General features: G+C 68.3%; 24 protein-coding genes. 11 read left to right on the top strand and 13 right to left on the bottom strand.

Annotated features, from left to right (window positions below):
* Positions 1–8: 8 nt before the first annotated feature.
* Entirely contained in the window at positions 9–266 is a 258-nt protein-coding gene (locus F6X38_RS14255; RefSeq protein ID WP_150970666.1) for a hypothetical protein, read from the bottom strand.
* 119 nt (positions 267–385) lie between these two features.
* Positions 386–1639, bottom strand: coding sequence for an alpha/beta hydrolase (locus tag F6X38_RS14250; protein ID WP_150970664.1), 1254 nt, complete (start codon positions 1637–1639; stop codon positions 386–388).
* A gap of 177 nt (positions 1640–1816) precedes the next feature.
* Between F6X38_RS14250 and aqpZ the strand changes: the two genes are divergently transcribed.
* The 8 genes from aqpZ (at position 1817) to F6X38_RS14210 (ending at position 8276) form a co-directional block, all read left to right on the top strand.
* On the top strand, positions 1817–2563 hold the full coding sequence (gene aqpZ, locus F6X38_RS14245) for an aquaporin Z (RefSeq protein ID WP_150970658.1): 747 nt from the start codon (positions 1817–1819) through the stop codon (positions 2561–2563).
* Between the two features lie 99 nt (positions 2564–2662).
* Positions 2663–3277, top strand: coding sequence for an NAD(P)H-binding protein (locus tag F6X38_RS14240; protein WP_150970656.1), 615 nt, complete (start codon positions 2663–2665; stop codon positions 3275–3277).
* Between the two features lie 205 nt (positions 3278–3482).
* A complete protein-coding gene (locus tag F6X38_RS14235; RefSeq protein WP_161992761.1) occupies positions 3483–4388 on the top strand; it encodes a SphA family protein in 906 nt (301 codons plus the stop codon).
* A gap of 11 nt (positions 4389–4399) precedes the next feature.
* Complete coding sequence (locus F6X38_RS14230; protein ID WP_150970652.1) at positions 4400–5392, top strand: formylglycine-generating enzyme family protein; 993 nt, start codon at positions 4400–4402, stop codon at positions 5390–5392.
* A gap of 141 nt (positions 5393–5533) precedes the next feature.
* On the top strand, positions 5534–5881 hold the full coding sequence (locus tag F6X38_RS14225; protein ID WP_150970650.1) for a hypothetical protein: 348 nt from the start codon (positions 5534–5536) through the stop codon (positions 5879–5881).
* Positions 5878–6729 (top strand): hypothetical protein, encoded by an 852-nt coding sequence (locus F6X38_RS14220; RefSeq protein ID WP_150970649.1) that lies wholly within the window; start codon positions 5878–5880, stop codon positions 6727–6729. Before F6X38_RS14225 ends, F6X38_RS14220 begins: the two co-directional genes overlap by 4 nt.
* The gene (locus F6X38_RS14215) at positions 6729–7040 is read left to right on the top strand and encodes a hypothetical protein (protein ID WP_150970647.1); all 312 of its coding nucleotides are present in this window, start codon (positions 6729–6731) and stop codon (positions 7038–7040) included. Before F6X38_RS14220 ends, F6X38_RS14215 begins: the two co-directional genes overlap by 1 nt.
* Positions 7041–7604: 564 nt before the next feature.
* Entirely contained in the window at positions 7605–8276 is a 672-nt protein-coding gene (locus F6X38_RS14210) for a hypothetical protein (protein WP_150970645.1), read from the top strand.
* A gap of 14 nt (positions 8277–8290) precedes the next feature.
* Here the strand turns inward: F6X38_RS14210 and F6X38_RS14205 are convergent, their stop codons facing one another.
* A complete protein-coding gene (locus F6X38_RS14205; protein WP_150970643.1) occupies positions 8291–9166 on the bottom strand; it encodes a hypothetical protein in 876 nt (291 codons plus the stop codon).
* 517 nt (positions 9167–9683) lie between these two features.
* On the opposite strand from F6X38_RS14205, the gene F6X38_RS23700 reads away from it, so the two are divergent.
* Together F6X38_RS23700 and F6X38_RS14195 are read left to right on the top strand one after the other, a co-directional pair.
* Entirely contained in the window at positions 9684–10049 is a 366-nt protein-coding gene (locus tag F6X38_RS23700) for a DUF6538 domain-containing protein (RefSeq protein WP_202617981.1), read from the top strand.
* The gene (locus F6X38_RS14195; RefSeq protein WP_150970641.1) at positions 10010–11053 is read left to right on the top strand and encodes a hypothetical protein; all 1044 of its coding nucleotides are present in this window, start codon (positions 10010–10012) and stop codon (positions 11051–11053) included. The genes F6X38_RS23700 and F6X38_RS14195 overlap by 40 nt, the downstream gene beginning before the upstream one ends.
* A gap of 283 nt (positions 11054–11336) precedes the next feature.
* Here the strand turns inward: F6X38_RS14195 and rfbD are convergent, their stop codons facing one another.
* The 6 genes from rfbD to F6X38_RS14160 all read right to left on the bottom strand — a co-directional run bounded on the left by rfbD (position 11337) and on the right by F6X38_RS14160 (position 18738).
* Positions 11337–12272, bottom strand: a complete 936-nt coding sequence (rfbD, locus tag F6X38_RS14190; protein ID WP_150970639.1) for a dTDP-4-dehydrorhamnose reductase — start codon at positions 12270–12272, stop codon at positions 11337–11339.
* A 2-nt stretch (positions 12273–12274) separates the two neighbouring features.
* Positions 12275–13354 (bottom strand): dTDP-glucose 4,6-dehydratase, encoded by a 1080-nt coding sequence (rfbB, locus tag F6X38_RS14185; protein ID WP_150970637.1) that lies wholly within the window; start codon positions 13352–13354, stop codon positions 12275–12277.
* Positions 13351–13923 carry a dTDP-4-dehydrorhamnose 3,5-epimerase gene (rfbC, locus tag F6X38_RS14180; protein WP_150970635.1) on the bottom strand — a complete coding sequence of 191 codons (573 nt, stop codon included), beginning with the start codon at positions 13921–13923 and terminating at the stop codon, positions 13351–13353. Before rfbC ends, rfbB begins: the two co-directional genes overlap by 4 nt.
* Before the next feature lie 510 nt (positions 13924–14433).
* Positions 14434–15663: a glycosyltransferase gene (locus F6X38_RS14170; protein WP_161992760.1), complete on the bottom strand. Its 1230-nt coding sequence runs from the start codon at positions 15661–15663 to the stop codon at positions 14434–14436.
* Between the two features lie 10 nt (positions 15664–15673).
* Complete coding sequence (locus F6X38_RS14165) at positions 15674–16999, bottom strand: HlyD family type I secretion periplasmic adaptor subunit (RefSeq protein ID WP_150970631.1); 1326 nt, start codon at positions 16997–16999, stop codon at positions 15674–15676.
* A complete protein-coding gene (locus tag F6X38_RS14160; RefSeq protein WP_161992759.1) occupies positions 16996–18738 on the bottom strand; it encodes a type I secretion system permease/ATPase in 1743 nt (580 codons plus the stop codon). Before F6X38_RS14160 ends, F6X38_RS14165 begins: the two co-directional genes overlap by 4 nt.
* Positions 18739–19042: 304 nt before the next feature.
* On the opposite strand from F6X38_RS14160, the gene F6X38_RS14155 reads away from it, so the two are divergent.
* Complete coding sequence (locus tag F6X38_RS14155) at positions 19043–20182, top strand: hypothetical protein (RefSeq protein WP_210248889.1); 1140 nt, start codon at positions 19043–19045, stop codon at positions 20180–20182.
* Here F6X38_RS14155 and F6X38_RS14150 read toward each other — a convergent pair whose 3' ends face one another.
* The 4 genes from F6X38_RS14150 to F6X38_RS14135 all read right to left on the bottom strand — a co-directional run bounded on the left by F6X38_RS14150 (position 20183) and on the right by F6X38_RS14135 (position 24442).
* Entirely contained in the window at positions 20183–21316 is a 1134-nt protein-coding gene (locus F6X38_RS14150) for a polysaccharide pyruvyl transferase family protein (protein WP_161992757.1), read from the bottom strand.
* Positions 21317–21555: 239 nt separating this feature from the next.
* Positions 21556–22815 carry a glycosyltransferase gene (locus F6X38_RS14145; protein WP_150970623.1) on the bottom strand — a complete coding sequence of 420 codons (1260 nt, stop codon included), beginning with the start codon at positions 22813–22815 and terminating at the stop codon, positions 21556–21558.
* Positions 22812–23699 (bottom strand): SapC family protein, encoded by an 888-nt coding sequence (locus tag F6X38_RS14140; protein ID WP_150970621.1) that lies wholly within the window; start codon positions 23697–23699, stop codon positions 22812–22814. Before F6X38_RS14140 ends, F6X38_RS14145 begins: the two co-directional genes overlap by 4 nt.
* Positions 23696–24442, bottom strand: coding sequence for a SapC family protein (locus F6X38_RS14135; protein ID WP_150970619.1), 747 nt, complete (start codon positions 24440–24442; stop codon positions 23696–23698). Before F6X38_RS14135 ends, F6X38_RS14140 begins: the two co-directional genes overlap by 4 nt.

The following is a 24442-nucleotide window of genomic DNA, read 5'->3' as shown; positions in this document are numbered from 1 at the left end:
GGTGTGCCTCAGATCGCGGCGAGGCAATGCCGGATCAGCTCGGCCTCGATCTCGCGGCAGACGGTCTCGTACTCCGCGAGGATCGCCGCGTCGGCGGCCGCCCGCTCGCGCCGGAGGCGGTCGAGCGTCGCCGTCGCCTCGTCGAAGGCGCTGCACAGGCTCGCAACCTCCTCGCTGTGGGCGAACGAGACTTGGAGCTCCCCGCGCAGGGCGGGCAGCCTGAGCATCAGCTTGGCGAGGCCGCGGCGCCTGCTCTCCGGCGACATGCCGATCCCCCGGCGGTCGAGTCAGCAACGACCCCGGTTTCCGGCACGCCGAACCAAAGCGCGAGCATGTTACTGTTACATGCCGCCGCCGCGCCGTGTCGGACGAGAGTATGTAACTGTTACATGCCCGCCGTCCGGCTCGCCGCTAGGACCGGATCGAGAGCTGCGCCCGCGCTGTCCGCCGCAGCGCCGACCGCCTTCGGCAGGTTGCGCCGCGTCGTCGGGTCGAGCACCGCGATCGGCGCCGCGATCACCGCGGCGGCGGTCTGCCCGACGGCCTGCGTCGCCCCGACCGCGACCGCGCCGATCGCCTCGCCCACCCCGACCCGGCTGTCGGTGATCGGCTGGTTCGTCAGCCGACGCCCGATCAGTTGGACGATCTCCGGACTCTGCGCGAACTTCGTGTGGTTCAGGCGGTCGCCACCCCGGACCGTCGTCAGGTCGATGACGTCGATCCCGGCGCGCTCGATCGCGCTGCGGGCCGGCTCACGCGACGGGTCCACCGCGCCGACGCGGCCGCGGTTGCCGGAGATCAGCCGGGACAGCGCGAGCGCCCGGTCGTCGGTCGACACGAAGATCGTGAACTTCGGCCGGGGTTCCCCAAGTTCCGCCCACTGCTTGCGGAACACGTCGATGTCGATGTCCGGCGAGGCGAGCATGACGTTGCGGATCTTGCGCGCGACCCGCCCGTCTCGGATCGCCATCTGCCGTAGCGACTCGACCGCGAGCCACGTCCCCATCGAGTGGGCGAGCACGGCGACCTCGCCGACGTTCGGGTCCCGCGCCAGCGCTTGCAGCACCGCCTCGAGGCCGTCGCGCGAGTAGTTCGTGCTCTCCTTGTCGTAGTTGTAGTCGAAGACGCTGGCCCGGGACGGCCAGGTGAACAGGACGGGCGTCACATCGGCGTTTGCGTCGTGGACGATCTGGGCGAAGCGGTAGACCGCGTCGTCGAAGCGGTTGTTGAAGCCGTGCACGAAGACCAGCACCCGCCGCTTGGCCCCGAGGTGTTGCCGCATCCAGGCCGGGCTGTCGCGAAGCTCGACCGGCTCGGACCGCAGGATCGCGAAGTCGCGGGCCGGGTCAGGCGGCAGGCGGCGCGGCCACTGCACCTCGCCGACCTTGCGGGCCGCTTCCGGCGGGATGGAGATGTCGAGGTCGGTGAGGCTTAGCCGGGCGCCCCGCTCGCCCGAGTAGAGGAAAGCGGGATCGCCGAGCGGCTCGCGGGTCGTCGCCACCAGCATGTCGACGTCCGACGCGCCGGCGACCGTGGTCGACGAGGCGAGCGGCGCCAGCACGCCGTCGGGGCGTCCGGCGCAGGCGGAGGCGGCGCATGCCATCGCGACTGCGACGGCGATCTGGATCGGATTGCGCATGCGCTGCCTCCCGGCCGCAAACGTTGTCCCGCGACGCTAGCCGGAAAGCCCGCTCGTTGCGGGCCGAGGGCACGATCCGACCGTTACGTTACAGTTACATGCTGGACGACCTGGCGTCGGATGCCCGATCGACGGACGACGCCGGGAGGCGGCGGTCTTGGACGGGAGGCCTTCGCGATGGGTGACGACACAAGCCGGCGGGCGGCCGCCGAGTTCTTCGGGACGTTCTGGCTGACCTTCGGGGGGTGCGGCGCGGCGGTGCTGTCCGCCGCCTTCCCGGAGCTGGGGATCGGCTTCCTCGGCGTCGCCTTCGCCTTCGGCCTGACGGTCCTCACGATGGCCTATGCCGTCGGCCACATCTCGGGCGGCCACTTCAACCCCGCCGTCACCCTCGGGCTCTGGTCGGCGGGCCGCTGCGCCAACCGCCACGTCCTGCCGTACATCGTGGCGCAGGTCGTGGGCGCCGTCCTCGCCGCCGGCCTGCTCTACGCCATCGCGTCCGGCAAGCCCGGCTGGGTGCCGGGCGGCTTCGCCTCGAACGGCTACGGCGAGCTCAGCCCCGGCAAGTACGGCATGGGCGCGGCCTTCGCGACGGAGTTCCTCACCACCTTCTTCTTCCTGTTCATCATCATCGGCACGACATCGAAGGGCGCGGCGACGGGCTTCGCCGGCATCCCGATCGGCTTCGCGCTCGTCCTGATCCACCTGATCTCGATCCCGGTCACGAACACCAGCGTCAACCCTGCGCGCTCGACCGGACCCGCGCTGTTCGCCGGCGGCCCCTACATCGCGCAGCTCTGGCTGTTCTGGCTGGCTCCCATCGTCGGCGCGATGGTGGCGGGCGCGCTGGCGAAGTGGCTCTACGAGCCGGCGGGGATCGTCGAGACGATCGTCGTCGAGGAGCGCGTGGCGGAAGTCTCCTGACAGAACGGCAACCGTCGAACCTCCGAGCCGTTCGGACACGATGGTGGACGACTGCACTCGCATGAGCCGGGAAGGCTCCCGGCGATCCCGGCCTCGGCGATGATGCTGTTGCTTCTCGGCGCGACAGGGCTGGTCGGCGGCCACGTCCTCGAGCAGGCGCTGCGCGACGCGCGCATCTCGGCGGTGACGGTGCCCGTGCGGCGGCCGATCCCGCCGCGCGACAAGCTCCATGCCCCGCTGGTCGACTTCGAGCGCCTGCCGGAAGAGGCCGACGCGGTGGTGTGCGCGCTCGGCTCGACGCGGCGCAAGGCGGGCTCGGCGGCGGCCTTCCGACACATCGACCACGACATCGTCCTTGCCGCCCTCCGCTTGGCGCGCGCCCACGGGACGCCGACGCTGGCGCTCGTCTCGGCGGCCGGGGCCGACGAACGGTCGCCGTTCCTCTACCCGCGGGTGAAGGGCGAGACCGAGCGCGACGCCGCGGCGCTCGGCTTCGCGTCGCTGACGATCCTGCGGCCCGGCCTGATCGGGGGCGAACGGGCCGAGCACCGTCCCGCCGAGCGCGTCGCCCTCGCCCTCGGCCGGATCGTCCAACCGTTGCTCCCAAGGGCGCTCCGAATCAACCCAGCGGAGCGGATCGCCGCGCGACTCGTCGAAGCGGCCGTCGAGGCTGCGCCCGGTCGGCGGTTCGTCGGGTCGCGGGAGCTCGCGTGACCCGACGGGCATCGGCGAGCCCGGTTTTCCGGGATTTTGTTACCCCCGGCCCCACGTTTCGTAACAGTTACATCCTTCCCATCGCACCGCCCCTGCGTACGGTCCGGACAGCCGGATCGGACCGTTCGGGGGAGACATGGCACGACGCGCGGGGCACGGCGAGCGCCCGGGGAGCGGTGGGGCCGCGAAAGCGATCGCGGCGGCCATGGTCGCCGCGCTCACGGTCGCCGGATCCGGCCACGCGAACGCCACCGAGGCGGTGGCGGGCCGCTACATCCCCGGCGCCTTCGCGATCCCGGGCGCGGGCATCGTTCCCCCGCCCGGCCTCTACTGGAACGCCGCCACCTCCTTCTACCACGGGACACTGGGGGCGGACGTGCAGGTGCCCGTCGCCGGCGAGATCCGCGCCGGCCTCGAGGCCACCATCCTCGCCGAGACCTTCACCGGGCTGTGGGTGCCCAACGTCGAGATCGCGCCCGGCACGTCGCTCGCCCTCACCCTGTCCGTGCCCGTCCAGTACCTCGACGCCGAGGCGTCGGTCGGTCGGTTCGACGTGGAGGCCGACCAGGTGGCGCTCGGCGACATCGCCTTCGGCCCGCGGCTCGGCTGGCATTCCGGCCCGCACTTCTTCTCCCTCGGCCTCAACGTCTTCGCGCCGACGGGCAAGTGGGAGGAAGGCGCGCTCGACAACATCGGCCTGAATTACTGGAGCTTCTCGCCGACCGTCGCCTACACCTACCTCGACGTGCCGCACGGGCTCGACCTGTCGCTCAACGCCGGGATCGACATCAACACGAAGGACCGGGACACCGACTACTACAGCGGCGCGCTGGCCCATCTCGACGCCGTCGCGATGAAGACGTTCACGGAGCGGTTCTCCGCCGGGATCTTCGGCTCGGTGCTCTACCAGGTCGAGAGCGACGAGGGCGGCATCGCCGACCGCCTCGGCGGCTTCAAGGGACGCTCCTACTCGGTCGGCCCGATGGTGAAGTTCGACTTCGGGCCGAAGGAGAAGCCGATCGCCGTCAGCCTGAGCTGGGCGCCGGAGTTCGGGGTCGAGAACCGCACGGAGGGCAACGCCGTCTACCTGTCCGTCGCGGGCAAGTTCTGAGGGCGGGTGCCATGGGCAGGACCGCCAACCTTCGAGCGATCCGCGAACCCGACGAACGGCCCGCCGGGCCGAGCGCCGACACCGTCCTCGTTCCCGGTGACACGTTCTGGATGGGGTCGGACGACCACTACCCGGAGGAGGCGCCCGCGCACCGGGTCTGGGTCGACGGCTTCCGGATCGACCGCACCCCCGTCACCAACCGCCAGTTCCGCAAGTTCGTCCGCGCGACCGGCTACGTCACCGAGGCCGAGCGGGCGCCGAGCGCGGCGGACTACCCCGGCGCGCTCCCGCACATGCTGCGGGCCGGCTCGATGGTGTTCGCGCCGCCGGACGGCTCCGTCGACCTTTCCGACTGGAGTCGTTGGTGGCGGTTCGAGTTCGGCGCTCAGTGGCGGCGGCCGGAGGGGTCGCGCGGCTCGCTCCGCGGGCTTGAGAACCATCCGGTCGTCCATGTCAGCTATCGCGACGCCGAGGCCTACGCCGCATGGGCGGGCAAAGCGCTGCCGACCGAGGCCGAATGGGAGCTCGCCGCCCGGGGCGGCCTCGACCGAGCCGAGTACGCCTGGGGAGACGAGTTCGCTCCCGGCGGCCGGCACATGGCGAACACCTGGCAGGGCGAGTTCCCGCACCGTAACCTGGCCGAGGACGGCTACGCCCGCACCTCGCCCGTCGGCGCCTTCCCTCCGAACGGCTTCGGCATCCGCGACATGATCGGCAACGTCTGGGAGTGGACGGCGGACTGGTACGCGCCGCGGCACGAGGCGGACGCCGGCAAGTCGTGTTGCATCCCGTCGAACCCGCGCGGCGGACGGGAGGACGAGAGCTTCGATCCGAGCCAGCCGCGGGTCGCCATCCCGCGCAAGGTGGTGAAGGGCGGCTCGCACCTCTGCGCCCCGAACTACTGTCGGCGCTACCGCCCGGCTGCCCGGCACGCGCACCCGGTCGACACGTCCTCCAGCCACATCGGCTTCCGGTGCGTGACGCGCGGACCCGAGGTGGCATGATGGTATCCGGGGCAACACCGACGCAGACGCTTCTCGCCTGGCTGGCCCTCGGGCTCGCGGCCGGCCGAGCACCCCGACGCCGAACTCGTCGCGCTCGGTCCCGAGTTCGATCGGCTATTTGCCGCGAACAAGTCGCTCAACGTGAAGGTCCACGAGGCGCATCAAGCCTACCTCGCAGCCCGGCCGTGCGAAGCTCGCGGCCTTTCGTTCGATCATCCGTTCTGGAGCGATTGGGCCGCCGAATGCGGGTCGGTCGAAGACCAGATGGAAGCGGCTAACGACAGCCTGAACGACCTGTGCGAGCGCATCAGGGCGATCCGGGCCACCACGCTCGCGGGCTTTGCGGTCAAGGCGCGGATGCTGCGCTACGACATGTGCAAGCCCGGCGACAACCCCGCGCCGATGGAGGATTGGGATTGGGACGACGAGTGCCTGGAACGCTTCGTCCGTGAGATCGAGGCCGCCGCCAACGGGAGGGTGCTGGCATGATCTCGCGTCGTCGTTTCCTTCGCACCACCGCCAGCGCCGGCATCGTCACCGCTGCGACCGGCACTGCGTTCGCCGTCGAGGCGTCTGCTGCCGCGCCTGTCACCCCCGACGCCGCATTGACCGACCACCTGAACGGCATCCTCGCCAACCTTCTCACCGAACTTCGCGAGGAACGGCGACTGTCGAAGGCGCACAAAGTCGCCGAAGCCAGTTTGGCCGCATGGGCGCGTCCCGGCCCCATTCATCTTCTGCACAACGGCACAAAGGGAGGCCCCGAACAGGGTTGGCCTGAAATAGCGGACTTGCCTGAACCGCCGGCTAACCCTGGCACGCACAAGGTGATCCGGCCGAACCCCTATGACTTGTGGCACGAGGTTCGGCGCGCTCTGAAGCCAGCGATGGACTTCACCCGGCATGCGAACGGCTCGTTCAGCTTCACCGCGCCGAAGCCGCTCAGCCCGCACGAACGGCGCGAGATCCAGCGTCGGGAGTTCGCCAGGATGCGCATGGTGCTGGCGCGCCGTCGCGAACAACTGGCGCTGGAGAAGGCGACAGGCATTACCGACATCGAAGCGGCGATGGAGGCGCAGGCCGATCGCGTCGAGGTGCAGCGCGAGCGACTGGAAGAAGCGGCGGCAACCGGAGCGTCGCCGGCCGCGCTTGCGGCCACCGCGTTAGTCGAGGCGATGGGCGATGCCGACGAGTTCGTCATGCTCGTGCTGGCGCGCACCGCGCCGCATCTGACTGGGCTGCTGCACATCGTAGTCGACGACTTCGTGGCGAAGAAGGAGACCGAGGGCTACTACGCCACCATCCTTGGAACTGGCGATACGGGAGGGCTCGTTTAATGGGCGGCCCGTCCCCGATCGAGGTCTTCGCGCCGCTCGCAAACCCCTTAGCCGAGCGCATCGCTGCGCTCGCCGCCCGGATCGGCCGCGAGACGGCGGACTGCGCTGTCCTGATGTTCGCGCTGCCGATGCCGGCCGATGTTCGCGAGCGGTTCGAAACCGAGACGCTCGTGGCGATCGGCGAGCTGCTGGACGAGTTCGGGCAGGTGACGCCAGCCGACAAAGAACGCTTCCGGCAGATCGCCAGTCTCGCGCTCGACCGGCGGCTGGCGCACCACGCCATGCAGGGTATTCAGGGAGGCATGGCGTGAGCGCGGCACCCTACGGCAGCACTGCACGGGTTGCTGGCAGCCTTGAACCAGCGCTACGGAGGGTTGGGTGTCTCCCGTAAATCTAGTGCTGTTAGGACGGTCGTATGCCAGCGCGTAACTCAACGCCCGCGATTGCTGCTTCTTTACTGATGCTCGTAGGGTGTTCCGTTAAGGAGCATACTGCGGTCGTGACAAAGGAGCAGTACGGCAGTGACTGGCCTTGGCCCAGCTTTGATCGCGGAACCATTCGATGCTCTGGAGATGCAGTTACTATCGCGCTTGGTGGCAGCACCTACGCTGTCAATGGTCGTGCGCTTTCGAATGGCAGATACGCCGACTCAAAAGAGTTGATGGGGCGCGTATCGGGCACTGAAGACATTAGCGCAGACGGAAAAGGGATATTTAAGTTGGGCGCGGTCGATGAGATAATCCAGACCGGGCTGGCATTATGTTCGTCGTAAGCTTGGCTGCCGACTGACTGCTTAGAACCAGTGCGTTGATGCTCGTGTAATGGATTTATGAAAGCAGACCGAGGTTCCCTTCAGTATTTCAAAAAGGCTTGGAATGTCGGATCATATATTACCCTCTGACGGAAAAACTGAATTCGCTATAAAGGAGTGGGAGAAAACCCGAGAACAGGTTCATTTACTCCTGCAAGCGATCTGGCGCTTCGAGGCGGCTTCGATTTTAGGATTGGCTGCATTTTACGCTTGGTATTTTTCGACGAGAGATACCGGAATTACATTCACTAAATTCTTCTTCGGTCACGATGACAATTTGGAGCCAGGGCTGGAACATGACTTTCTCATCCTAGTTCCAATCATATTTTCATTCGCAATACGACATAGATTAAAGATTGAGTACGGTATCCTCGTGAGACTTGGTGATTACTCCAAGCGAATAGAGGATTACGTCTATCGCGCTCAAGGTAATTTTACTCGATTAGGATGGCAAACCTACCTTGAACGCTGTCGACCTGACGACATTAAGTACGAAGTAATCAGGAGCAGGTTCTCCAACACCTTTAACTTGTTCAGAAAGGTGATCATTGGAACAATATTGATAGCGATTGTTGACATATCGATACACTACGGTCCAATTATTTTGCAGCATAAACCACTCATTTTACAGTTCTGGCAAATAGCTAAGAACTTCTTCGCAGAAACTTTCATCTCAATCGAAAGGGCTTGGAGTAGCTTCGATGCAGCCCTCCACAGCGGGCGGATTTCCGATTGAGTTGGTGGTGTTCATCAAATTCTCTGCGTCCACTCGATATTCGTAAGCACCGATGCCTCAACGGTCACGTCCGCCGCAAACTTATCAACGTGGTCGGCGAGCAGCTTCCGAGCAGCCGTCACGGCGGCGGCCCGCCCCTTGCATTCTTGGTGGAAGGCGTAGAGCTGATCCCCGACGCCCTCATCGTTCCAGCGGGTCACCTCAACGAGGGCGTACCAGCTCCCCTTCCCGTTCCGGCGGCGGCGTAGGATCTCCAGCCGCTCGTCGGCCATCTCCGCGATGGCGCGATAGAGCGCGCCGTATTCAGGTTCACCGTTGGCTCGATGCCTCGCCTCAAACGCGAAGCCCTTGAGCGCTGGCTCCTTCAGTCGCTCCAGTTTATGCGAGACGTCCCAGAACCCCTTTGCGATGCCGTCGATGGCGTTGCTCGCTTCGTAGGTCAGCGGCGGCCGCTTCGGCGCGACGCCCTTCGCGTCCTTGAGACGCTTGTTCCCTTTCTTGGGCCAGATATCGCCGATGACGCTTTCAATGTCCGTCGAACTGGGTTCCCAGCGATGCCTCTCGTGCAGCCGCTTGCGACTGATCTTCGGCTGGAGGCTGACGACCTTTCCGCCGCTCGCGTGTCCCTGATGAGCGAGGTTCACGAACTCGACTGCCGTATCGCCCAGGCTACGATCGATCCTCCCTTCCTCGTCGAAGTGCCAGATGGAGGCCTCCGTATGGATGATCTCCTGCGGGTCGCCATCGTCGTTCCGCACGATGACGCCGAGCACTCGCTGGCTGGATCCTGCGAACTGGGGCAAGGCATCTTCGCCAGAGACCAATCCCTCCACGACCCGCTGCGACAGCCTCAGCGGCTCGCCATCTTCCGGAAAGAGATAGTGACGCATACCCAATCCACTCGCTGACGCTGCCGACGCAGGATGGTAGACGATAACGAGCCGCTTCCGCGCGTCAACGAAATGGCGCCGTCAGCGAAGGACTCGACCATGCAGACAATGACGAATGCTTCGGGCAGCCGGCAGAGAGCGATGACAAAACGTGTCGCGCGCGTATCGCACGGACACGCTGGGACTGCCTTGGAATCCCTGCAAATTGCTAGGATTGGGCTGGAGCGGTTGAAGGACTAAATCCAGCGCGGAGGCATCAATCCAATCCTTCAACCTACTGTAATAGCTATCTAATTTCTGGACGTTAGGACTCGTCTGATTAGCCCACTCTGACTCCGCTAGTCTTGGTTCGAATCCAGGCCCCCCATTCAGCATCCATCAACCTCTTGTAATTGCTGATGTTTTCGGTGGATGAGAATCCATCTCGGCTGTCCCTCGCCCCTTGGGCCCAAACCTGTAGCCCGGAGGTGATGGCCATCGCCGTCCCGCCGGGCTCGCGGCGCAAGGAATTCGGTCGGTGGCGACTCGGCATGACGTGACGAACCTCGAACGGCGCGGGCACACCTTCTACTGGCGTGCCCGGGTACCTGTTCGGTTCCGGCAGGTGCGGCGGCAGGCGCGTCTGTCGTTCTCCCTTCGGTTGTCGGACCATGGCAAGGCGGCCTACACGGCGCGGCGGCTGAACACGCTGCTCGCCGACCTGACCGTGAGACCCACCGCCGCGATGACCACAAAGGACCAGCTCGACCAAATCTTCCGGGCCGAGATCGAGCGCATGACGGCGCATCTTGAGGACACGCCTTCGCCGCGCGCCGTGTGGGGTCGACCGACGACGTCCACGAGATGGAGGCCGACATCGAGGTGGGATGGGCCTATCGCCTGATCCAGCTCTTCGGCACCGGTCGGCCGCTCAGCTTCGACGAGGGCTGTGCCGGCCGCAGCATGTTGCTTCGGCATGGCATCCCAGAACCACATATCCCGACGATCGCCGAGACGTTTCGGTCGGAGCAGAAGGGTGCGGCTGGCGTAGTGTTCGACCGGCAGGTGCGCGAGCAGATGGCCGATGTCGGCCTGCCCGACACGCTCGCGAACCGCGAGCGGGCGAAGATGGAGATCTTCCGCGCCAAGGCGGACGCGCTGCTGAATGTCGCTGACCGTTGGCCGCTGATCGACCGCCGCCAGAACGCGCTCGTCGCCTCCACCTTGCCGGAGGAAGAGCGGCCGCGTTTCGAACCGGACGCTGTCAGCACGAACGCCGAAGCAGAAGCGACCGAACACGGTGCCACCAAAACATCGGCGTCCGTTATCGCTCTGACGGCATCGATTTTCACTTCCGAACAAGCAGTTTCGACCGAACAGCCGCGAGGTGTTGTTGCCGAAGCGGCGGGTTCGCCGCCTGCCAGAAGTCCATTCTCTGCGCCAGAAATTCCGCCGGAAACCTCCGCAGAAATAATTTCCGCGCTTGCCACCCCGGTGGCATCTGCTGCGTCGGAGGCGGTTGGAGGGACCAATCTGCCGATCTCCGGCCTTGACGCTGCATACAAGAATTTGGCCCGCAACAAACGGGACGAATGGGAGCCATCAACGGCGACAGACGTCCGTGCCCTCGTCCGCATGCTCGCCGACGTGCTAGAGGAGCGCTATGAGCGGCTGGCTTCACATTGCGAACCGCAGCTCCGCCGACGCCGCACCCGCTCCGCAAAGGATTCGACAACCAACTCCTCCAGCGACCTCGTCCGGCGCCAACTTCTCCCACCTCCGGCACCGCTCCACGCCGAGAGCCCCGCCGCCGACCCCACGCGCCGGCCGCCTGCATACGATGCCGCTGGCAGCCGCGAGGCGGCTGGGGTCGTACCGCCGCGGAAGCGGCGCAGCCAAGCGATTTGATCCGACGCCAATGCCTCAAGCGAGACCTAGAGCACGTCACGTAAATTCGGGTTCACCGGACGTGTTCCAGCGCCTTGTTTGCCGCATTGTCCGGTGCCAGCGCGCCGTCGATTCGATTGGTTTCACCCTCGCCGCCGTTCCGTCGTTCACGGGCTGCGTCCCGCAAATTTGGGACCGCCGGGCACGGCGGGGAAGAGCATCCTTGCTGGATCCACGGGACGGTGCCCGAGGATGGAGATCCGGGCTGGCGCACGGGTGCGGCGGCGTCGCTTGCGTGTCGCGGTCAGGTGTCGTCGGCAGCTCCCCCGAAGTTTGTCGACGCGGTCGTCGCTCGAACCGGTCGGAGTGCGTCGAGGCAATTGCGGACGCCCTCCTGCCATTCCGGCAGGCCGTGCCCGAAGGTTCGCCGGAAGCGCGCCGTCGCCAGGCGCGAGTTGGCGGGGCGTTTGGCGGAGGTCGGATGATCCGGGGTGGCGACAGGCTCGACGCGCGCGGATGGGCCGGCTCGTTCGGCCGATCCGCGAAGGATTTCCTCCGCGAAGCCCGCCCAAGTCGTCTCGCCCCCGGCGACCATATGAACGATGCCGCGCCAGTCCGTCCGACCCGGCTGCCGGAGCGCGACCCGCAGCACGGCGGCGATGCCGACAGCGATGTCGGGTGCGTAGGTCGGCGTGCCGCGCTGGTCGGCGACGACGCGCACCGTGTCGCGCTCGCCCGCGAGCCGCAGCATGGTCTTCAGGAAGTTCGCGCCATAGGGGCTGTAGACCCAGGCGGTCCGCAGGATGACGTGCGCCGGGTTGGCGCCGGCGACGGCCGCCTCCCCTTCCAGCTTGGAGCGCCCGTAGACGCCGAGCGGCCCGGTCGGGTCCGTTTCGACGTAAGGCTCCGGCTTCGTCCCGTCGAACACGTAGTCGGTGGATATGTGGACGATCGGCCGGCCGTGCCGCGCCGCCGCTTCCGCCAGCGCACTGGCGCCGTCGCGATTGATCGCGAAGGCAGCATCGGGCTCGGTTTCCGCCCTGTCGACGGCGGTATAGGCCGCGGCGTTGACGATGGCGACGGGTTCGTGCGCGTCCATGGCCCGCTCGATCGACGCCGGGTCGGAAAGGTCGAGATCGGGCCGCCCGAGCGTCGCGAAGCGGAGGTCTGGGACGTCCAGTGCCGCCAGCGAGCGGGCCACCTGCCCGCTCGCCCCGGCAACGAGAACGGTTCGTCGCATCGTCATCCGGCGGCCTTGGCGGTGCCACCGAGTCGCGCGGGCCGCTCGCTGGCGGGGCGCCTGTCCCGGATCGGCCGCCACCAAGCTTCGTTCTCCACGAACCAGCGCACCGTCTTTTCCAGTCCCGTGTCGAACGTCTCCTTGGCCCGCCAGCCGAGTTCCGCCTCGATGCGGGAAGCGTCGGTCGCGTAGCGCAGATCGTGACCTGGCCGGTCCGGCACGAAGCGGATCAGCTCGCGCCGCGAAGTGGCGCGCGCCGGGGGCCGGATACGGTCCAGCACGTCGCAGATCGCTTCCACGACCGAGAGGTTGGTGCGCTCGTTGCGCCCGCCGATAATGTACGAACGCCCGGTTTCGCCCTTCGTGGCAACGAGTTCCAGCGCCCGCGCATGGTCCTCCACGAAGATCCAGTCGCGCACGTTCTCGCCGCTTCCGTAGACCGGCAGCGGCTCGCCGTGCAGCGCGTTTAGGATCACCAGCGGGATCAGCTTTTCGGGAAAGTGGAACGGTCCGTAGTTGTTGGAGCAGTTCGAGAGCACCAGGGGCAGGCCGTAGGTGCGATGCCACGCCATCGCCAGATGGTCGGACGCCGCCTTCGAGGCCGAGTAGGGCGAGGACGGAGCGTAGGGCGTGGCTTCCGTGAACGGCGAGCCGTCCATCGGAAGCTCGCCGTAGACCTCATCCGTCGACACGTGGTGGAAGCGGAAACGCTCCCGCGGTCCATGCGGCAGACGGGCCCAGTAGGCGCGAACCGCTTCGAGCAGGTGATAGGTGCCGACGATGTTGGTGTCGACGAAGGCGGACGGGCCGTCGATCGAACGGTCCACGTGGCTTTCGGCGGCCAGGTGCATCACGACGTCGATGTCGTTGTCGCGGAGAGCCGCGCCCACTGCCTTGCGGTCCGCGATGTCGGCCCGGACGAAGCGATAGCGCCGGTCGTTCTCGATCGCGGACAACGAGGCGAGGCTCGCCGCGTAGGTCAGCTTGTCGAGGTTGACGACGCGGTGCTCGGTGTTCGCGATCAGGTGCCGACAGACGGCGGAACCGATGAAGCCGGCCCCGCCGGTGACGAGGAAGTTCACGACGCGGCTCCTTCGGAGCGGAACACCGTGTCGACCTGCGCGAGCAGCGGGGCGGCAGCGTCCCTGGCGGAGAGCACCGGTTCGGCACCGACCAGCGGCCAGTCGATGCCGATCGCGGGATCGCTCCAGCGGATGCCCCGGTCGTGCTCGGCCGAGTACGGGGCGGAAACCTTGTAGAAGACCTCCGTATCCGGTTCCAGCGTGAGGAAACCGTGGGCGAAGCCCTTCGGCACGAGAATCTGGTTGAAGGCGGCCGCCGAGACCTCGAGCGCGACCCATCGCCCATAGGTCGCGGACCCCGCGCGGATGTCCACGGCCACATCGAGGATGCGGCCTCTCAGGACGCGCACCAGCTTGTCCTGAGCGAACGGCGGCGCCTGGTAGTGCAGGCCGCGCAGCGTGAACGGCGGCGCCGACATGGACTGGTTGTCCTGAACCCATTGGAGATCGACGCCATGCGCGGCGAAGCGCGGGCGGCTCCACGTCTCGGCGAAGAAGCCCCGCTCGTCGCCGAACTTCCGCGGCACGATCTCCATGACATCAGGAATGGCCAGCCGCCGCACATCCACGTCGTTCGAAACCGCCGTCCGAGATCGTTCGACGGCCTTGTTCGCGCGATTTCCGCCTCGAGGCAATCGCGCCGCCGCACCACCACGATATCACGCCGCCGGTCGATCGAGGCGGCCGGGCGCCGTCCGTTTCTTCTCGCGACGAGCCCGGCGCCCCCAATGTGGCGTCGCGGGGCGGTCAGGCGGCGATGTCGGCGGTCAACCTTCAGGAACTCGTCAGAAGCCTGATCCTGCGCGGACCGGCTCTGCCCGTGATCGAGGAGATCGTCGCGGACCTTGCGCCTCGAAATCCACGACCGCGACGCGGCCTTCGCGGCGGCCACGCCGGCGGACGCCACGAGGCGATAGGGCAACGTCCTCGGCGACCGCTCCTGCATGGCGCTCGCCATCAGGCTCGGCGTTTCGGTTCCGACGGCCGATAAGGCGCGGACCAAGGTCTCCGTGGAGGGTCTGCGCGTCGAGACCGTCCGCCGACGCGCGTCGCCACCGTTCCGGCCGAAGGCGCGGGCGTCAGGCGCGGATCGACGCGGCGAGGTCGCGATAGGCGGCGGCCATCGCGACCGCCGTGAAGGGCGGCCGGATGTTGGCGGCAAGGCGCGCCTGCCGGCCGGGATCGGCGAGCAGCGAGCCGAGAAGCGCCTCCAGCGCGCGCGGGTCGTGCGGGGGAAACAGCAGTCCGTCGATCCCATCCCGCACCATCTCGGCGATGCCGCCGTGCCCGGCGCCGATCACCGGAACGCCGTGCGCGAAGGCCTCCTGAATCACGATCGGCGCGTTCTCGACGAAGGTCGAGGGCACCACGGCGAAGGCGAGCCCCGCCATGCGCGAGGCGAGCTCGTCCCGCCCGTAGGCGCCGGGCCAGCGCAGCGTCCCCTCGGCGAGGAGCGGCGCGCGAAGCCGCTCGATCAGTTCGCGATACCAGGCGCCCTGCGCTTCCAGCCGGCTGCCGTTGACGCTGAGCTCGAAGCATCGGCGCTCGTCGGGCTCCAGGCGGTGCAGGGCTGCGAGCAGGATGTCGAGCCCCTTCGCCTCGCGCACCTGCCCGAAGAAGCCGAGGCGTATCCGCCCGTCGCCCTCGGGCGTTGGCGCCGGCGCGCTCGGTTCGAGCCCGTTCGCGATGACGGCAATGCGCGCCGGATCGAGGCCCCATTCGCCGTAGCGCCCGGCGAGAAAGCGCGAAGGCGAGACGAAGCGGTCGACGGGCGCGAAATGCCGGAGCATCGCGGCGCGCCGCGCGGCGAAGGCGTCCGGCGCGTGAGCGGGAAAGCAGGCATGGCACGCCTGCGGCTCGGCGCGCCCGCACGGGATCCGCGCGTAGCCCGTCTTCGCCATCAGCCCCCCGTTGTGGCAGATCGCGGCGAAGTCGTGGAGCGTCAGGACGATCCGCGCTTCCGGCAGCACGTGGCGGATCGCCGGGAGCACCTCCGCGCCGATATGGGCGAAATGCTGCACGAACACGGCGTTCGGCCGGCGCTCCGCAAGGAAGTCGGCGAACGCCGCCGCGCCCCGCTCGTCGCCCCGATGCGCGAACCAGTCGGCCGTTTCCTGCCGCCACAGGAACTCGCCCGGCCCAACCCGCCCGATCGCGCCCGGCTCGATGCGGGGATCGGTCGATCGCGCGAGGAAATCCGCCGCCACGTCGCCGCGCGCCCGCAGCGCCCGGAACAGCGTATGGGCGGCCAGTTCCCCGCCGCCGATGCCGGCACGCGGAGATCCGTGGGCGAGAACCAGCGCGCGCATCATCCGGCTCTCAGCGCTCGCGCAGCGACTCTTCGAGGTTCTCCAGCACCGGCGCGGTGACGTATTGGAGCACCGTGCGGCTCTTCGTCGGCACGATCACGGAGGCCTCCATGCCGGCGACGAGCTTGCCCCGGATGTCCTCCGGCACGCTCGCGCCGGAGACCGTCACCTCCACCGCGTAATAGGGCGCGGCGCCGGAGCCGGCCTCGAGAATAGCGTCGCGCGACACGAAGCGCAGCGTGCCCTCGATCGCCTCGCGCCGGTACTTCATCAGGGCGTTGAGGCGGATCGTCACCGCCATGCCTTCCGCCACGCGGTCGATGTCGGAAGGGTGGATCTTCGCCTTCACCACCATGTCGTCGGAATCCGGCACGATGTCGAGGATCGGCTCGCCCGGCCGGATCACGCCGCCGACGGTGAAAACGCGCATCTGCTGCACCGTGCCGGCGACGGGCGAACGAATGTCGGTGCGCGTCAGCATGTCGAGCGCGACCTGCCGCTCCCCCCGGAACTGGGCGACCTGCTTGGCCACTTCCACCAGCGCGTTGGAGGCCTCCTGCCGGTAGTCCTTGCGCACTGCCTCTTTCCGAAGGTCGAGCTCGGCGATCTTGTTCTCGCCCTTCCTCGCGTCGTTGGCCGCCTTGGCGGCGGCGCTTTCGAACAACATCTTCTGCCGCTCCAGCCCGGTGACGCGGCTCATGGCGACGAGGCCGCGCGACAGGAGCGGCTTGACGCTCGCCAGCTCCTTCGAAACGCTTCGCAACTGCTCCGACGCGCTTTTCGCATCGAGCCGCGTCTGGGCGATCTCGTTGCGGGCCTGCGCCTGCTGCGTCTCGACGAGCTCGATCGCGCCGAGCATCACCTGCCGGCGCGACTCGAATTCGCGATGGTTGTCCTCGATCTCGTCCGTCCCGTAGGAGCGGATCAGCGTCGCCGCTTCCTCCGGCACGACCATGTAGTCGATCATGTCGCGCTGGGCGGTGTAGCGCGCCTGCGTGGTCAGGACGCCGGCGAGCGATTTCGCCGCCGCCGCCGCGCTCGCCTCGATGCGCGTCGTGTCGAGGCGGATCAACGTCTGCCCGGCCGCGACGCGGTCGCCGTCGCGGACCAGGATCTCGGCGACAATGCCGCCTTCGAGATGCTGCAGAGTCTTCCGGTAGGATTCCACCGCGAAGGTGCCGTTCGCGACGACGGCGGAATCGATATGGGCGAAGGCCGCCCAGCTCCCGCCGATCCCGACCGACAGGAAGAGAACGGCATAGCCGCGCCGGAGCGAGGCGCGCCAGTCCGTGTTCGGCCGAGGCGCGGGGGTCAGGATCTCGGCGAGCGCCGTCATGCGGCGCGGCTTCCGCCGATGTCGGCCGCGAGGTCGAGGATCGGGGGCGCGGCGGGCGCGGCCTTCAGGCGCGGTAGACGGTTGAAGATCTGCTCGCGCCCGCCGATCGCCTGCACCGTGCCCTCGTTGAGGACGAGGATGTCGTCGCAGAAGGCGAGAAGGCTGATGCGGTGCGAGACGACGATTACCGCGGAGCCCGCATCGCGCATCGCCTGGATGGAGCGGCCGAGCAACTGCTCGGCGCCCGCGTCGAGATTCGAGTTCGGCTCGTCGAGCACCAGAAGGCGCGGCATGCCGTAGACGGCGCGCGCCAGCGCCAGGCGCTGGCGCTGGCCGCCGGACAGCGTGTGCCCGCCGGGACCGAGGCGCGTCGAATAGCCGTTCGGCAGGCCGCGCAGGATGTCGTGGATGCCGGCCATGTCGACCGCCTCGAGGATCTTCTCGGAGGACGCCTGCGGATCGAAGCGCGCGATGTTCTCGGCCACCGTGCCGGGCAGGAACTCCACGTCCTGCGGCACGTAGCCGATATGGCGGCCAAGGTCGTCCGGGTTCCAGTGGGTGAGATCCTGCTCGCCGAAGACCACCGTGCCACGCCGCGCCCGCCAGATGCCGACGAGAAGGCGCGACAGGCAGGACTTGCCGGCCCCGCTGGGACCGACGACGCCGAGGATGCGGCCGGGCTGGAGCGTGAAGCTCACGTCGTTGACGATCGGCTTCTCGATCTCCGGCGGCCCGCCGACGAGGCGCGTGACGACGAGCGCGCCGCGCGGCGGCGGCAGCTCGATATGGCGGGGCGCCGCCTCGACGCTGCGGAGCAGCGCGTCGAGGCGTTTGGTCGCCAGCCAGAAGGACTGGAAGGAGTTCCAGTTGGTGACGATGTGCTGGAGCGGACCCTGCGCGCGCATCATCATCAGGAGCACGACGAAGAGCACGCCGATATGGATGAGGTTTTCCAGGAACAGGAAGCCGCCGAGGCCGTAGACGAGGATCATCTGCCCGTTCTGCACCATGCGCGGCACGAGCCCGATGCGCCCCGCGCGCGTCTGCGCGGCCGCACGCCAGCCGAGCGCGCCGGAATGAAGCCCGTACCAGCGCTCGGTGAGGAAGGGGAGCATGCCCATCACCCGCACCGTCTCGGCATTGCGCGATACGGCGAGGCCGAACTCGTTGGCCTCGCCCTCCAGGCGCTGCGCGTGGCTCATATGCCCGGCGACGAGCGTGTGGGTGGCGAAGGACGCCGCGCCCGACAGGGCGAGGAGGCAGAGGATCAGGACGCCGAAGGCCGGGCTGATCGCGAACATCACGCAAACGAAGAGCGGCGACCAGAAGGCGTCGACGATGGCCGACAGCGAGGGGCCGCACAGGAAGCGGCGCACCGTCTGGAGATCGGCGAGGGCCTGCGCCGGCGAGCCGCCGGCCCCGCGCTTCTCGCGGTTGAAGGCGTCGAAGCAGATGCGCGTCAGCTTCTCGTCGATCACGGTGCCCATGCGCTCCAGCACCTGCGCGCGCACGACCTCGATCAGCGTGAGGGTCACGGTGACGACGGCGGCGATGAGGATGAGCGTCACGAGCGTCGAGCCGCTGCGGCTCGTGCCGACGCGGTCCATGATGCCCATCGGCACGAAGCTCATCGCCATGTAGAGGAAGGGCAGGAAGAAGCCGAAGGCGAAGAGCGCGACATAGCCGTAGGTGAAGCCGCGAAAGATCGCGAGCAGCGGCGAAGTGCCGAGCGATCTCATCGGACCCGCCTGCGGGGCGCGGGGCGCAAGCTCGGGCGCGCGGGCGCGCGCCGCTCCGCCGCGCTTGGCCTTTCGCTGTCCTGGCCGCCGATCTCGCGCAACCCCTGTCCGTTCCTGTTCGCCGCACGGGATCGCGGCACCGACCGAAACGTTTCGAACCGTCCGCGGCCTCGTTCGCCGGACAGAATGCCGGATGTTCGTGAAATAGCCTTTAAGCGATCGAGTTCGGAAAGATGCGGGAATGGTCGGAACGGGTGACGGGCGATGCGCGAACGGGGTTCGCTTCGCCGGCGCGGTGTTTCTCTTGATCGCCGCCACTGCCTCCGCGCCTGCCGGGGCGAGCGAGCCCGAACTCCGGCTCGCGACGGAGGGCGGCGAAACGCTGCTTTTCGACCACGGCACCGAGGCCTGCGAGCCGTGGGACATTCCCGACACGCCGACGCGCGCCTTTCGCGAGGCGAACGGGACGTTGCGCGTGTTCCAGACGACGTTCCGCAACCGCGCGGCCGTCGGCGCGGACTTCGCGTCCCTTCGCCACGACTGCCGGATCGCGTTCCAGGGCCGCGACGATCCCGACCCCGCGAGTTTCGACCACCGGGGCTGGATCGCCGCGACCTGGACCGGCGACGGGAAGACCGTCTTCGCGATCGTCCACGACGAATATCACGGCGAGCGCTTCGGCGCGGCTTGCGGGGCAGAGAGCGGCCCCCTCGCCTGCTGGTACAACGCGCTGACGGCCGCGGTGTCGCGCGACGGCGGCGCAAGCTTCGAAGCCGTGCGGCCCCGCCGCCTCGTCGCGGCGGTGCCGTTCCGGGCGGAGGAAACGCGCGATGGTCATGCCGGCTACTTCGAGCCGACCAACATCGTCGCCCATGACGGCGCGCTGTTCATGATGGCGAACGTCGTGTCGCCCCCGCCGCAGCGCGCCGGCAACTGCCTGCTGCGCACGACCGGGATCGAGGATCCGGCAGGCTGGCGCGCTTTTCGCGACGGCGGCTTCCCGACGCGGTTCGCCGACCCCTATGCGGGCGCCGTCGACGGAGAAGCGCAGCTCTGCGACCCGATTGCGCCGGATGTCCTGCGCTGGCCGGTGACGAGCCTCGTCCGCCATGTTCCGAGCGGGCTCTTCGTCGCCACGATGAAGGGCCGGACGACGGACGGCGACGGACGGGAGCGGACGGGCGTCTTCTATGCGACGAGCCGTGACCTGATCGACTGGCGCGGCCCGGCGCTCCTGTTCGAAGCCCCGATCGCCGGCGACTGCGCCGCGCCGGCCACCCTCGCCTATCCGGCGCTGATCGACACAGGCAGCGAAAGCCGCAACTTCGACACCCTGTCCGGCGACCGCGCCACCCTCACCTTCGTCCGGACGCATCGCAAGGCCTGCAAGGACACGCCCGACCGCGACGTCGCGATGCGGCCGGTTCGGATCACGGTCCCCTGATCACATGCGCGTCGGAACGCCGTTCTTCTCGATGAACGCCTTCATCCGGTCGTAGCGATCCGCGAACAGCGACTGGAAGCGGTCGAAGCGGGCGGGGGCGAAGGCGTCGGCCAGCGTCTGCCGCTCGAACTCCTCGGGCGAATAGATCGGCAGGTCGAAGGTCTCGGCGAGTTCGCGCGAGCGCGTGTCGTAGGCGAACAAGACGCCCGGCACGCCGACCGCGACGGCGGGGAGCACCGCATGGACCCGGTAGCCGAGCGCGGCGTCGAACTGCGGCGCATAGACGTCGTAGTCGCCGGGAGCGCCCACGTAGTAGAGCCGGCTCTCGTAGAGGTCGCGCATCAGGCGGCCCGTGGTCTCGTCGAACCAGCCTTCCGCGACGAGCTTGGCCGCCGCGGCCGCCATGTGCTGCGGCGCCTTGAAGAAGAAGGCCTTCTCCTCCGGCTCGCCGTGGCAGGAAAGATAGAGGTCGGAAACGAGCGCGAGCTTGGCGATGATCCGCTTCTGCGTCACCGCGAAGGCGGCGGGATCGACGGCATAGGTCGAGGACACCTCGCGCCGGAGGCTGAAGGTCAGGCGCTTCGGGCCGCCGGGCGCGTGGACGAGCTTCATCTCGCGGTTCAGGCCCCGGAATACGGACGGGCAGCCGACGATCTCGATGTTGTGGATGCCGTTCCGGTGCATGGTCTCGGCGGTGAAGGCGCCGCGCACGCCGATCGCCGGCGTCCGCTCGGCGATCGCGGCCCAGAGGCGCCGGCCTTCCGGCGGCAGGACGATCGGCCGCTCGGTTTCCGCCTGCGCACCGACGCCGACGCAGAGCACCGGCATGTCCAGCGCCTCGATCCACTGGCCGAAATGCCCCCAGTCCATATCCTCGTGGATGTAGTTCGAGCCGCGCAGAAGGATGAAGTCGCAATTGGCCTTGATGCGCTCGACGCCTGCTTCCGTCACCGGCTCGTCGATGTTGAGGATCGTGCCGTCCGAATAGTCGAGAAGGCGGAGCGTCGAGTCGTAAACGCAGATGTCGCCGGTGTTGTAGTAGCTTTCCAGCGTCGAGCGGAACGGCATGTCGAACCAGACCGCCTCGTGGTTGCCGAGGCGGCGGCCCGAATATTTGACGAGCGCTGCGCGCATGGATTCCCGACTCCGCCGGAAGGTCGAACCTTCTCCAGGAGACTGGGACAAAACCTTGCGGCGGAGGGCTGGCGAGGGGCTTTCGTCGCCGACGAGGCGCCGAGCGCAGTCCATGCAGCGCATGGGCGAGCATCGGCAACGACGCCAACGGCGAAAAGACCCGCCAGACCGACCCGCAGGGGTTTAGTCCCAGTCTCTAAGCCGATGATAAGGAAGAAAGATTAAAACTGTCTGGACCGTCAGCCGAGGAAGGGCAGCCCGAATGCCGGGCGAGGCGCCGCGGGTTCGCCCGCACCCGCCAGCAACCGGGTCAGGCGGGGCAGGCAGACGGACCTGAGGTCGTAGCGCCGGACGATCCGGGCCCGCGCCGCCCGGCCTTTCTCCGCGTGGCGCTCGGGATGCGCGAGCGCGTCGATCAGCGCGTCCGCTAGGCGCGCGGGCTCGTGGAAGGGCACGAGGATTCCGGTCGAGGCGTCGATCACCTCGCGCACCGGCGCCGTGTCGGAGGCGACCATCACGCAGCTCGCCGCCATCGCCTCAAGGCACGACCAGGACAGGACGAAGGGATAGGTCAGGTATGCATGCGCGCGCGACACGCGCAGAACGTCGAGATAGCGCTCGTAGGGAAGGTGCCCGAGGAAATGCAGGCGGTCGAGGTCGATCCGGTCGCGCACCTCCTCGAGGAAGATGCGGTGCCACGTCTGGCCTTCCGGCGGGCGCTGCCCGTAGGACACGCCGAAAGCCCCGACCACCACGACCCGCGCTTTGGGCCGCGCCGCCATCACCGCCGGCAGCGCGCGCATCAGGACGTGGTAGCCGCGCAAGGGTTCGAGGTTGCGCGCGACGAAGGTCAGCACCTCGTCCTCCCGCGTCAGCACCGTCCCGTCGTCGAGAACGAGCCGCGCGTCCGGGTCGGGCGCGACGAGATCGGTATCGACCCCCTCGTGCGCGACGGCGATCTTGCCCGCGTATTCCGCCGGAAAGGTCGAGCGCTGCCATCGCGTCGGCGAGATCGCAAGGTCGGCGTCGGCGAGCCCGAGCAGCGCCATCGCGTTCCGCGCATGGAGGCCGACGAGCCCGTCGAGCCCGAGCGCCGGGAATTCCGGGTCGAAGTTCACGTCGGAGGAATGGGAGCGGTAGAAATATTCGCAATAGTTGACGATGCGCGCTTCGGGAAACACCGCGCGCAGCGGCAGCGCCTCGCCCCAGCCGGAATGGGCGACGACGACATCGGGCGAGAAGCCCGTCTCGGCGAGCATCGTCGCGACGTAGAGCACTTGCTCGGCCCGTCGGCATTCGTTGTCGAAGCGCCGCGCGAAGGGATGCGTCTGCGCGACGTGGCCCGGGCTCATGGCGTAGCGGTGCAGGACGACGCGGCGGAGCGGCCGCGCCGTGTCGGCGCCGATCGCCCGCACCTCGTTCGCCGGGTCGCTCGCAAGGTGAGCCGCGAGATGACGGAACTGCGCCGGGAAGTTGTTGTGGACGAAGAGGTAGTTCACGGCGGCTGCGCGCCGTGGGTCGCCTCGTTGCCCAGGTCCGGCGGCGGAGGCGGCGCGAATTCGCGCCAGTCGATCGCCGGATCGCGCGGATCGAAAAGATCGCTGGCGTCGAGCGCGAAGTTCATCGCTTCCAGCCCCGCCAGCACGAAATCCATCGGGTCGGCGCGGGTCGCCGGCGTTTCGGCGGCTTCCACCGGTGCCTTCTCGGGCACGGGCATGCGCTTGGCGTCGAGATGCCGGCGGGAGAAGAGCATCGCGCCGGCGAGGTCGAGGGCCAGGAAGGATTCGCGCGCCAGGGCCGCAAGCGCCATCGGCTCCAGCGCGTTGAAGCGGCCAGCATCGACGGTGAGGAACTCCGACGCTGCGCCGTCCGCGCCCCGCAGCGGCACGAGCACGTTCGCGATGCGCAGGAGTTCCAGCGCGCGGCCGAGCCGCTCGCCGCCCTCCCGCAGCATCAGAAGCGTGTTGCGGATGGCGTTCATTTCCGGCCCGAGCGCGCCAGTCGCCGGCTCGATGCAGATCGGTGCGCCCTCCGTCGCGATGCGGGTAGAGCCGGGCAGCACTTCGAGACCGTCGACCGGGCGGTCGGACGTGGCCGCGCCGAGGACGAAGGGCCAGGTGCGCAGCGCGATCGGCTGGTAGCCGAGCCGCCAGCGGCCCGCGCCGTCGATCTGCGGCGCGGCGGGATAGCTGGGGTCGAGGATCGCGCCGAGCCGCAGCGTGCCGTCCTCCGCCCGCGCGGCGAGCGCAAGGTGATGGGCGGACAGATGGTATTCGGTGTCGTTCAGCCGCGCCCAGCGGAGAAACGGCGCGAAGCGGAAATCCGTCTGGGGACCGAGCCGCCGGTGCGCCACGAGGCCGAGCGGAATGCGGCCGTCGGTCATCGGCGCGCCGCGGCTGCCGGAGGCGCGACGGTCGCGGCGACGGCGGCCCGCGCCGCGCCGACCAGCGGGCCGGCCCGGAACAGCGACAGGCGGTGCATCGCCAGGAGTTTGGCGGCGGCGATGCCGAATTCGGCCAGCACCGGCGCGAGCCGCGGACCGTCGAAGGCGCTTGTCGGCACCACCAGGAGATCGTCGATGTCGCAACGCCGGCCGAGCCCGAGATCGAAGCCGAGCGGCCAGGGCTCCAGCAGCCCGTGCGTTTCCAGCGCCACCCCGAGGGCGAGCGTCCGGGTGAAGTCGCGCTCGAAGATTTCCAGCGCCTTCAGGCGAAGCTCGGTGGCGCGCGTCGGCCGCCCATCCGGCCCGGCGAGCGGCGCGCCAGCATCCGTCGGCGCGTCTGCCACGGCGACATCGAGGAGGCGCGGATTGCCGGAGGGCGCGAGTGCCGTGTCAGAAGGAAGCAGCAGCGGATAGGCCTGGAAAATCAGCGGCAGGAGCGCGAGGGCGCGGTCGCTGCCGGCGACGAAGCCGGTGCCGTCCTCCATGAGGGTGCGGAGCACGCAAAGTTCCGGCCCGCTGACGCCGCGCCGCCAAACGAGGGGAAAGGTCGCGACGAGCCGCTCCGCCTCGATCGACACGACCGGCACGATCCGGGCGCGGCGCGGCAGCGGATAGCTGAAGGGCGAATAGATGCGGGAGGCCATGACCTCGCCGCCGAGCGGCCGGGGGCATTCGGCGAGCAT

Origin of the sequence: Plantimonas leprariae (genome assembly GCF_008802405.1) — a bacterium.
GTDB classification, from domain to species: Bacteria; Pseudomonadota; Alphaproteobacteria; order Rhizobiales; family Rhizobiaceae; genus Plantimonas; species Plantimonas leprariae.
The sequence above is the reverse complement of the archived record's forward strand: the minus strand, read 5'-3'. Positions and strand labels throughout refer to the sequence as shown.

Bases quoted from the DNA above. Each gene is read 5' to 3' on its own strand.
- F6X38_RS14205 (WP_150970643.1), bottom strand. From the start codon at position 9,166: ATGCGTCACTATCTCTTTCCGGAAGATGGCGAGCCGCTGAGGCTGTCG.
- F6X38_RS14195 (WP_150970641.1), top strand. From the start codon at position 10,010: ATGGAGGCCGACATCGAGGTGGGATGGGCCTATCGCCTGATCCAGCTC.
- F6X38_RS14230 (WP_150970652.1), top strand. From the start codon at position 4,400: ATGGGCAGGACCGCCAACCTTCGAGCGATCCGCGAACCCGACGAACGG.
- F6X38_RS14235 (WP_161992761.1), top strand. From the start codon at position 3,483: ATGGTCGCCGCGCTCACGGTCGCCGGATCCGGCCACGCGAACGCCACC.
- F6X38_RS14165 (WP_150970631.1), bottom strand. From the start codon at position 16,999: ATGACGGCGCTCGCCGAGATCCTGACCCCCGCGCCTCGGCCGAACACG.
- F6X38_RS14240 (WP_150970656.1), top strand. From the start codon at position 2,663: ATGATGCTGTTGCTTCTCGGCGCGACAGGGCTGGTCGGCGGCCACGTC.
- F6X38_RS14210 (WP_150970645.1), top strand. From the start codon at position 7,605: ATGTCGGATCATATATTACCCTCTGACGGAAAAACTGAATTCGCTATA.
- aqpZ (WP_150970658.1), top strand. From the start codon at position 1,817: ATGGGTGACGACACAAGCCGGCGGGCGGCCGCCGAGTTCTTCGGGACG.
- rfbD (WP_150970639.1), bottom strand. From the start codon at position 12,272: ATGCGACGAACCGTTCTCGTTGCCGGGGCGAGCGGGCAGGTGGCCCGC.
- F6X38_RS14255 (WP_150970666.1), bottom strand. From the start codon at position 266: ATGTCGCCGGAGAGCAGGCGCCGCGGCCTCGCCAAGCTGATGCTCAGG.
- F6X38_RS14150 (WP_161992757.1), bottom strand. From the start codon at position 21,316: ATGCGCGCAGCGCTCGTCAAATATTCGGGCCGCCGCCTCGGCAACCAC.
- F6X38_RS14140 (WP_150970621.1), bottom strand. From the start codon at position 23,699: ATGACCGACGGCCGCATTCCGCTCGGCCTCGTGGCGCACCGGCGGCTC.
- F6X38_RS14215 (WP_150970647.1), top strand. From the start codon at position 6,729: ATGGGCGGCCCGTCCCCGATCGAGGTCTTCGCGCCGCTCGCAAACCCC.
- F6X38_RS14170 (WP_161992760.1), bottom strand. From the start codon at position 15,663: ATGCGCGCGCTGGTTCTCGCCCACGGATCTCCGCGTGCCGGCATCGGC.
- F6X38_RS14135 (WP_150970619.1), bottom strand. From the start codon at position 24,442: ATGCTCGCCGAATGCCCCCGGCCGCTCGGCGGCGAGGTCATGGCCTCC.
- F6X38_RS14160 (WP_161992759.1), bottom strand. From the start codon at position 18,738: ATGAGATCGCTCGGCACTTCGCCGCTGCTCGCGATCTTTCGCGGCTTC.
- F6X38_RS14250 (WP_150970664.1), bottom strand. From the start codon at position 1,639: ATGCGCAATCCGATCCAGATCGCCGTCGCAGTCGCGATGGCATGCGCC.
- F6X38_RS14220 (WP_150970649.1), top strand. From the start codon at position 5,878: ATGATCTCGCGTCGTCGTTTCCTTCGCACCACCGCCAGCGCCGGCATC.